We start from the raw sequence: 7,780 nt of genomic DNA on the forward strand, positions 1-7,780 counted from the left end.
GCGCAGTCTTCTGGGCCCAGGCCCAGGCGCTCGGTGACGCCCGGCCGGAATCCCTCGATCAGCACGTCGGCCTTCGCGACGAGCTTGAGGACAAGCTCGCGGCCCTGCTCGGACTTGAGGTCGGCGACGACGAAGCGGCGGTTGCGCAACATCGGGTCGGTGCCGCTGGCGCCGGGCCGGTCGATGCGCACGACGTCGGCACCGAGGTCGCCGAGGATCATCGCTGCGTGCGGGCCCGGCCCGATTCCGGCGAGTTCGATGACTCGCAGCCCTGTCAGCGGTCCCGCCATCTCTCCCGACCTCCTTGTCGACAGACCAATTCACCCGCGTGGCGATCGCACGCGCGGCGCCACTAGAACAATCGCATCTTCGCAGCCGGTCCGGTTGGCGCTGCATCCCGGTCGCTTAAGGTGATCCCCATGACCGCCATCGATTCCGGAATCGACGCCCTCGCGCCCGTCAGCGGGCTTGCCGTCACCCTCGCCGACGGGGTGCTTTCGGTGACGATCGATCGTCCGGAGAGCCTGAATTCGCTGACGTTGCCGGTGCTGACCGGGATCGCCGATGCGATGGAGCAGGCAGCGAACGATCCGCGGGTGAAAGTGGTGCGCTTGAGCGGCGCCGGCCGCGGCTTCAGCTCCGGCGCGGGGATGAGCGCCGACGACGTGGCAAGCGGCGGCCCGGGGACGGAGCTCATCTTGGCTGTCAACCGCGCGATCCGGGCCATCGTGGCGCTGCCGCAACCTGTTGTAGCGGTCGTTCAAGGACCGTGCGCCGGCGTCGGGGTATCCCTGGCCCTGGCATGCGACCTGGTATTGGCCTCGGACACAGCGTTTTTCATGCTCGCCTTCACAAAAATCGGCCTGATGCCCGACGGCGGTGCTTCGGCGCTGGTCGCCGCCGCGATCGGTCGAACACGTGCGATGCAAATGGCGTTGCTCGCCGAGCGGCTACCCGCCGCCGCCGCACTGGCCGGCGGCCTGATCAGTGCCGTCTACCCCGCCGACGAGTTCGAGGCCGAGGTGGACAAGGTGGTGTCGGTACTGCTGTCCGGCCCCGCGGTGGCGTTCGCCAAGACCAAGGAGGCCATCAACGCGGCGACGCTGCCGCAGTTGGAGGCTGCGCTACAGCGCGAACTGGACGGTCAGCAAGTCCTGCTGGCTTCCCCCGACTTCCGCGAGGGCGCAAGGGCTTTCCAAGAGCGTCGGACACCGAACTTCACCGACAGCTGACTCCCAAACTCACAGACCGAACAGCGGGGGCAGCGCGAGCAGCATCACCAGGCTCCACACGAAGTGGGTCAAGATCGGTGCGAGCACACCACCGGTCGCGCGGCGCTCCCATGCGCACACCGTGCCCAGGAAGATAGCGGCGAACCCGAGCATCAGGTTGCCACTGGCCAACGTCGCGACCACGTATACGACGGTCGAGATGAGTACCGGCTGGTGTCGACCCAACGCCGTGTAGAGCGCGCCGCGGTAGAACAACTCCTCGGCGATCCCACCGAGCAGCGCGACGGTCAAGGTCAGCCGCCACGATCCCTGGTCGGTGTAGTGCAGCACTCGGGTGATCAACTCGGAGACCGCGGGAATTTGCCTGGCGATCAACCCACCGACCACGAAAGCGCCACCGACCACCAGGCCGACGACGGTCCCGGATATCACCGGACGCTGGTTGCGTCCACGCCAGCGGACGCCGCCCAGATGCAACGGGCCGGAGACCAGTGCCCCGAGCGCCCATATCGCGGCCAGCAGCAGCGACAACCAGTAAAAACTCGGCTCGCCGGGATGCCGTCGCAGCGCGAACCCCAACGCCGCCGCGCCCAGCAGCAGCACGACCACCACAACGATCCGACGCCGGAGCACGGTCGACGGCGGTTCATTGTGCGGCACAGCAACATTGAAGATCCCGCGACGAATTTCTTCGACAGCGCTGGGATGCGGACGACTAGTCAGGTCTGTCATGCGAAGCGCACCTTCGGTGTCAGAGTGATCAGCATGTCGAGGCCGGTTCGCAGCGCACCGGCGATGGGTCCTGGGACCGCGTCCATCAACGCGAGACCGGGCCGCGCGATCGACGGCGTCACCATTCCGGCGAGCCGCCGCAGCCGCAGCGCGTCGCCGCCGGCCCACGCCGGGTCGCTGTCGGCGAGATGGTGTGGATCGGCTAGCGCGTTCACCGGAAGCGGCCGGCGACTCGATAACGCCCGGGTAATCGCTTCCTCGATAGAAATCAGCCCGCCGGGTGGGTCGGGAACCAGATCACGAAGGCCCGAGCCGGAGGCCTGCATCGGATGATTCAGTGACTCCACCAGATCGCAAGCCAGCCTGTCGGGCACCGGCAGCGCCACCGCCGTGACCCATGACGCCATCGTGGTGTCCACCCCGGGCGCCGGCAGGCTGGTGTGCCACTTGCCGGAAACCCGTGCATAGGTTTTCAGCAGCGCATGATAGGACGTCCGGTCCGGGCCGGAGATGTCGTAGGCGCCCGCTGGCACTTGTGCGCTATCGGTGGCCGCGACCAGGTAATGCAGCACGTCCCGGACAGCTATCGGGTCGATCGGGTTATCCATCCACGCCGGAATCGGGATAACCGGAAACCGGTCACCGACGTAGCGCAGCATCTCGAACGACGTCGAGCCGGCGCCGAAAATCAATGCCGCGCCAAGCCACACCACTTCCGGGCCGTCGTCGACCGTCAGCGCGTGGGCCACCTCTGCCCGGCTGGTGAGATGCTCGGAGAGCGCCCCGTCATCGGGGTGATCCGGGACGAACCCACCCAGATAGACGATGCGGCGCACACCAGCGTCCTTGGCCGCGTCCGCAAGGTTGGCAGCCGCGGCCCGGTCGGCATCGCGGAAGCCGGGTTGACCGATCGTGTGGACTAGGTAGTACACGACGTCGAGCGGGCCGGCCGCGGCGAACGCCGCGCGGACCGAGTCGGGATCCGACGCGTCCAGCGCGACCGGACTGACGTCGTCAAACCAGCCCATTCGGCCTAGCCGGGCCGGGTCGCGGGTAGCGGTCAGCACCTGATGGCCAGCGGCAAGTAGCGCTGTGACCAGCCGCGATCCCACGTACCCGGTCGCGCCTGTCACCAGAATTCGCACACCTTCCAACCTAGCGATCCCGCTGGACCCGGGCAGTCGATTCGGTTGTTGCCCGGCGATGGTGCAGGCGGCAACGGCGTGGCCGGAAAACCGCCCGTTGACCGCTGCGCGTTGAACTCGCTGGCAGCACGGCAACTCGTAACCCGTTATACCGGTGTTCAATTTACTTTGGTTGCAACGATGTTGAACCGATCAATTGACAAATCCGTGTCTGTCTATGTGGACATCTCAGCCCTCAGTACGCATTCGGCGATGCCTGACATCGCAACGCCGTCCATTGCCGGTGTGGCGGTCGAATTTCCGCCGAACCGGCACAGCCAAGATGAGGTCATCGCGGCCCTATCCGACTTCGCCGGTCCCGAATTTCGACGGTTCGCTGCCACCAGCGGGGTTGCCACACGCCACCTGGCGCTGCCCCTGTCGCGGTATCGCCAACTCAGCGGCTTCACCGAGGCGAACGAAGCCTACCTCGATATCGCTCTCGAGCTGAGTGAGCGGGCACTGCTGTCGGCGCTGGATGCCGCCAATGTCAAGCCTTCCGAAGTCGATATCGTCTTTTCGACGACCGTAACCGGGCTCGCAGTGCCTTCGTTGGAGGCACGGCTGATTACCCGCGTGGGCCTACGCCCGGATGTCAAGCGTGTCCCGCTGTTCGGTCTGGGCTGCGTCGCCGGCGCAGCCGGCCTGGCGCGGGTGTATGACTACCTTGTCGGGTATCCCGATCATGTGGCGGCGCTGCTGGCGGTCGAACTGTGCTCGTTAACCATTCAGCGTGAAGACCTTTCGCTCGCAAATCTGGTCGCCTCCAGCCTGTTTGGCGACGGGGCCGGCGCCGTCATCGCTACCGGAGCCGACCGGGCACCGATTGGGCCGAAGGTGCTGGCCACCCGTAGCCGGACCTACCCCGACACCGAGGACGTGTTGGGCTGGAACATCGGCACTGCGGGGTTCGAGATCGTGTTGTCCGTCCAGATCGCGACCGTCGTCGAAAAATACATGGGTGAAGAGGTCGGCAAGTTCCTCGCCGAGAACGGCCTGACCATCGCGGACGTCTCGACGTGGATAGTTCACGCCGCCGGCCCGAAGGTGATCGACGCGGTGGAGAACGCCTTAGACCTTCCCGCTGATGCCCTCACCCTTACACGAAATTCCTTGCGCGACAATGGGAACCTGTCGTCAGTGTCGGTGCTAGATGTGCTTCGGCCCATCATGGCCGAACCGCCGCCGCCCGGGTCCTTCGGACTGATGATTGCCATGGGACCGGGCTTCAGCTCCGAACTCGTACTGCTCAGTTGGTAGGCAACGCGTCCCGGGAGAGCGGCGCCGATGACTTATGACACCGACCTGCTGATCGCCGGCGGTGGCCCCGGCGGTCTGGCCGCGGCGTTACACGCTCGCCGGCAAGGACTTTCAGTGATCGTTGCCGAACCCCGCGACCACCCCATCGACAAGGCGTGCGGCGAGGGGCTGATGCCGGGCGGCCTGACTGAACTGGCAGCGCTGGGCGTGGACCCCGCCGGCATGCCCCTCCGCGGTATCGCCTATCTGAGCGAGCGCCGCCGCGCCGAAGCGCTTTTCCCCGACAGCCCCGGACGTGGTGTGCGACGTACCACGCTGCACGCCGCCCTGGCGTCGCGCGCCAAAGAGCAAGACACCCAATGGATTTCGACTCGAATTACTACTGTAGACCAGGATGTCCATGGCGTCACGGCCGCCGGTATTCGCGCAAAATGGCTGATCGCCGCTGACGGGCTGCACTCGGCGGTTCGGCGCGCCGTCGGCATCAACGCCGTGGCCGGAACACCTCGACGGTACGGGGTGCGATGGCATTATCGAGTGCCGGCGTGGTCGGAGTTCGTTGAGGTGCACTGGTCGCGGTGGGGCGAGGCTTATGTGACGCCGGTCGAGCCAGACCTGGTTGGCGTCGCAATCTTGTCTCGGCACCGGCCCGAGCTTGATTGGTTCCCGCGGCTGGCAAACCATCTGCATGGCGCCAGCCGCGGGCGAGCACGAGGCTGCGGACCCATGCGACAGGTAGTGCCCCGCCGCGTCGCCGGCCGGGTGCTGCTGGTGGGTGACGCGGCTGGCTATGAGGACGCCTTGACCGGCGAGGGGGTAAGCCTGGCCGTCAAACAAGCCGACGCGGCGGTGAGCGCCATCGTCGACGACAAGCCGTCGTCATATGAAGCAGCCTGGTATCGAATCACCCGCGACTACCGCCTGCTAACCCGCGGCCTCGTGCTGGCCACAGTGCCTTCGATGAATCGGCGTGCCATTGTGCCCGCCTGCACAGTGCTGCCCGGAGTTTTCAAAAAGGCGGTGCACGTGCTGGCCCGCTGAGTGGTCAACGGCATTACGTTAGTACTTGCTAATTAGATGCATGTTGAATTAATACGGCATCCCGCGAGCGGGTTGGCAGCAGCGCGGTGACCAGCGGCGACCCTGCACCTATGATCAGAATCCCCGCACCCCCAAACGAGCGATCCCGCCTCACACGCGGGGGGCCACGGTCGGTCCGGCGGCCGCCCGAGCCCCATCGGAGTGGCGGTGCGAAATCCAAGTTATCGTGGTTTAGTTCCAACGAATTGGATTTAATCAACCAGCGAAGTTGTCCAAAGTGCCCCACCAGATGGATACGATTAGAAAACGCGCCCCGTCGGCCCGGCGCGCAGGGAGTAAGCCAGATGACACCGTTTGCATCCGTCGCGTCCGTGGCGATCGAATTTCCGCCCCACCAGGTCGGCCAGCTGGAGGCACTGTCGGGCCTCACCGGCCTTGGCGGCCCGCAATTTGACCGGTTCGCCGCCAGCGCCGGCGTAGAGAAGCGCCGCCTCGCGTTGCCGCTGCCGCAATACGGGAAGTTAAGCGGCTTCACTGAAGCCAACGACATATTCATCGAGACCGCCTTGGAACTTGGTGAACGTGCGCTGCTTTCGGCATTCGACGCCGCCAAGGTCAAACCTTCCGAGGTCGACATTGTCTTCTCGACGACGGTCACCGGGCTGGCGGTGCCGACATTGGAGGCCCGGCTGGCGACCCGCGTCGGATTACGAACCGACGTCAAACGGCTCCCGTTGTTTGGGCTTGGCTGCGTCGCCGGGGCCGCCGGCGTGGCACGCATGCATGACTACTTGCGCGCGTTCCCCGATCAGGTGTCGGTACTGCTCGCCGTCGAACTGTGTTCGTTGACGCTGCAGCGCAACGACTACTCCATCGCCAACCTGGTGGCGGCCAGCCTGTTTGGCGATGCGGCCGCCGCCGTCGTCGCGAAGGGATCTGCCCGCACGCCGACCGGGCCCCGGGTGCTGGCCACCCGTAGCCGGCTCTACCCCGACACCGAAGAGGTCATGGGCTGGAATGTTGGCAGTAATGGCTTCCAGATCAAGTTGTCCACTGAGGTTGCCACGGTGGCCGAAAAGTACCTGGGCGAAGACGTACGCAACTTCTTGAACGACCACGGCCTGACACCTGCGGACATCTCGACGTGGGTCTGCCACCCCGGCGGACCGAAGGTGATCGAAGCCGTCGAGCACACCCTGGACCTTCCCGCCGATGCCCTTGACTACACCCGAAACTCGTTGCGCGACAACGGGAACCTCTCGTCAGTGTCGGTATTGGACGTCCTTCGGGCCAACATGGACGATCCGCCGCCGCCGGGCTCGTTCGGGCTGATGATGGCGATGGGGCCAGCGTTCTGCTCGGAACTCGTGCTGCTCGGCTGGTAGGTCGTGTACTACCTGCTGATCCTCGCGATCGGCATCCAGCGGCTGGGGATTAGGGTGGAGAACGTGGCGCTTGGCTACGTATGATGCCGACCTATTGATCGTCGGTGGCGGCCCAGGTGGCCTTGCCACCGCGTTACACGCTCGGCGCCTTGGCCTTTCGGTGATCGTTGCCGAGCCGCGGGCAGCCCCGATAGACAAGGCCTGTGGCGAGGGGCTGATGCCCGGCGGCCTGGCCGAGCTGATGTCGCTCGGAATCGACCCGCCCGGATTGCCGTTCCGGGGCATCGCGTATCTGAGCCAACACCGTCGCGCCGAAGCGCGCTTTCGTGCCTACCCGGGTCGAGGCGTACGACGCACTACATTGCATGCCACGTTGGCCGCCCGCGCCAAAGAACAAGACACCGAATGGATTTCGACGCGCGTCACCCGGATCGACCAGGATGCCAGCGGGGTCACGGCGGCCGGCCTACGGACGAAATGGTTGGTGGCGGCCGATGGACTGCACTCGTCGGTGCGCCGCGCCGTCGGAATCAAGGCGGTGGCGGGAAATCCGCGGCGCTACGGCGTGCGCTGGCACTTCGCCGTACCCGCATGGTCGGAGTTCGTCGAAGTGCACTGGTCGCCCTGGGGTGAGGCATACGTGACGCCGGTGGAGCCGGATCTGGTCGGCGTGGCGATTTTGTCCCGGCACCGGCCCGACCTCGCCTGGTTCCCGCGGCTCGCAGCCCATTTGCACGACGCGGCGCCCGGCCGGCCGCGCGGCTGCGGTCCACTGCGCCAAGTGGTTTCCCGTCGGGTCGCCGGCCGGGTGTTGTTGGTCGGCGACGCGGCGGGATACGAGGATGCGCTGACCGGCGAGGGCATCAGCCTTGCGGTTAAACACGCCGCCGCCGCGGTGGCCGCAATCGTCGAGGAGGCGCCGTCGTCCTACGAGGCGGGGTGGCGG

The 7,780-nt window shown here is 66.0% G+C and carries 8 protein-coding genes; 5 read left to right on the forward strand and 3 right to left on the reverse strand.

Translation table 11 applies throughout. The annotated features are described in order from the left end of the window. On the reverse strand, nucleotides 1–290 hold a 290-nt coding region (locus WBF82_RS21655; RefSeq protein WP_424384983.1), incomplete at its 3' end, for a CoA transferase. A 129-nt stretch (nucleotides 291–419) separates the two neighbouring features. On the opposite strand from WBF82_RS21655, the gene WBF82_RS21660 reads away from it, so the two are divergent. Beyond that, nucleotides 420–1,232, forward strand: coding sequence for an enoyl-CoA hydratase (locus WBF82_RS21660; protein WP_424384984.1), 813 nt, complete (start codon nucleotides 420–422; stop codon nucleotides 1,230–1,232). 9 nt (nucleotides 1,233–1,241) lie between these two features. On the opposite strand, the gene WBF82_RS21665 is transcribed toward WBF82_RS21660, so the two are convergent. Together WBF82_RS21665 and WBF82_RS21670 are read right to left on the reverse strand one after the other, a co-directional pair. Then, the gene (locus WBF82_RS21665; protein ID WP_424384985.1) at nucleotides 1,242–1,964 is read right to left on the reverse strand and encodes a lysostaphin resistance A-like protein; all 723 of its coding nucleotides are present in this window, start codon (nucleotides 1,962–1,964) and stop codon (nucleotides 1,242–1,244) included. Beyond that, a complete protein-coding gene (locus tag WBF82_RS21670) occupies nucleotides 1,961–3,109 on the reverse strand; it encodes an NAD(P)H-binding protein (RefSeq protein ID WP_424384986.1) in 1,149 nt (382 codons plus the stop codon). The genes WBF82_RS21665 and WBF82_RS21670 overlap by 4 nt, the downstream gene beginning before the upstream one ends. Before the next feature lie 252 nt (nucleotides 3,110–3,361). Between WBF82_RS21670 and WBF82_RS21675 the strand changes: the two genes are divergently transcribed. The 4 genes from WBF82_RS21675 to WBF82_RS21690 all read left to right on the forward strand — a co-directional run. After that, complete coding sequence (locus WBF82_RS21675; RefSeq protein ID WP_424384987.1) at nucleotides 3,362–4,408, forward strand: type III polyketide synthase; 1,047 nt, start codon at nucleotides 3,362–3,364, stop codon at nucleotides 4,406–4,408. A gap of 27 nt (nucleotides 4,409–4,435) precedes the next feature. Next, a complete protein-coding gene (locus tag WBF82_RS21680) occupies nucleotides 4,436–5,449 on the forward strand; it encodes an NAD(P)/FAD-dependent oxidoreductase (RefSeq protein ID WP_424384988.1) in 1,014 nt (337 codons plus the stop codon). A gap of 344 nt (nucleotides 5,450–5,793) precedes the next feature. Then, nucleotides 5,794–6,834 carry a type III polyketide synthase gene (locus WBF82_RS21685; protein WP_424384989.1) on the forward strand — a complete coding sequence of 347 codons (1,041 nt, stop codon included), beginning with the start codon at nucleotides 5,794–5,796 and terminating at the stop codon, nucleotides 6,832–6,834. Between the two features lie 70 nt (nucleotides 6,835–6,904). Continuing rightward, nucleotides 6,905–7,780, forward strand: an 876-nt coding sequence (locus WBF82_RS21690; RefSeq protein ID WP_424384990.1) for an NAD(P)/FAD-dependent oxidoreductase, incomplete at its 3' end; no start/stop codon positions are given.

This window comes from Mycobacterium sp., assembly GCF_049673265.1.
Taxonomy (GTDB): domain Bacteria; phylum Actinomycetota; class Actinomycetes; order Mycobacteriales; family Mycobacteriaceae; genus Mycobacterium.

What these genes read in the sequence shown, in the direction of transcription:
- WBF82_RS21660 (WP_424384984.1), top strand. Translation starts at nt 420, where the DNA reads ATGACCGCCATCGATTCCGGAATCGACGCCCTCGCGCCCGTCAGCGGG.
- WBF82_RS21665 (WP_424384985.1), bottom strand. Translation starts at nt 1,964, where the DNA reads ATGACAGACCTGACTAGTCGTCCGCATCCCAGCGCTGTCGAAGAAATT.
- WBF82_RS21675 (WP_424384987.1), top strand. Translation starts at nt 3,362, where the DNA reads ATGCCTGACATCGCAACGCCGTCCATTGCCGGTGTGGCGGTCGAATTT.
- WBF82_RS21680 (WP_424384988.1), top strand. Translation starts at nt 4,436, where the DNA reads ATGACTTATGACACCGACCTGCTGATCGCCGGCGGTGGCCCCGGCGGT.
- WBF82_RS21685 (WP_424384989.1), top strand. Translation starts at nt 5,794, where the DNA reads ATGACACCGTTTGCATCCGTCGCGTCCGTGGCGATCGAATTTCCGCCC.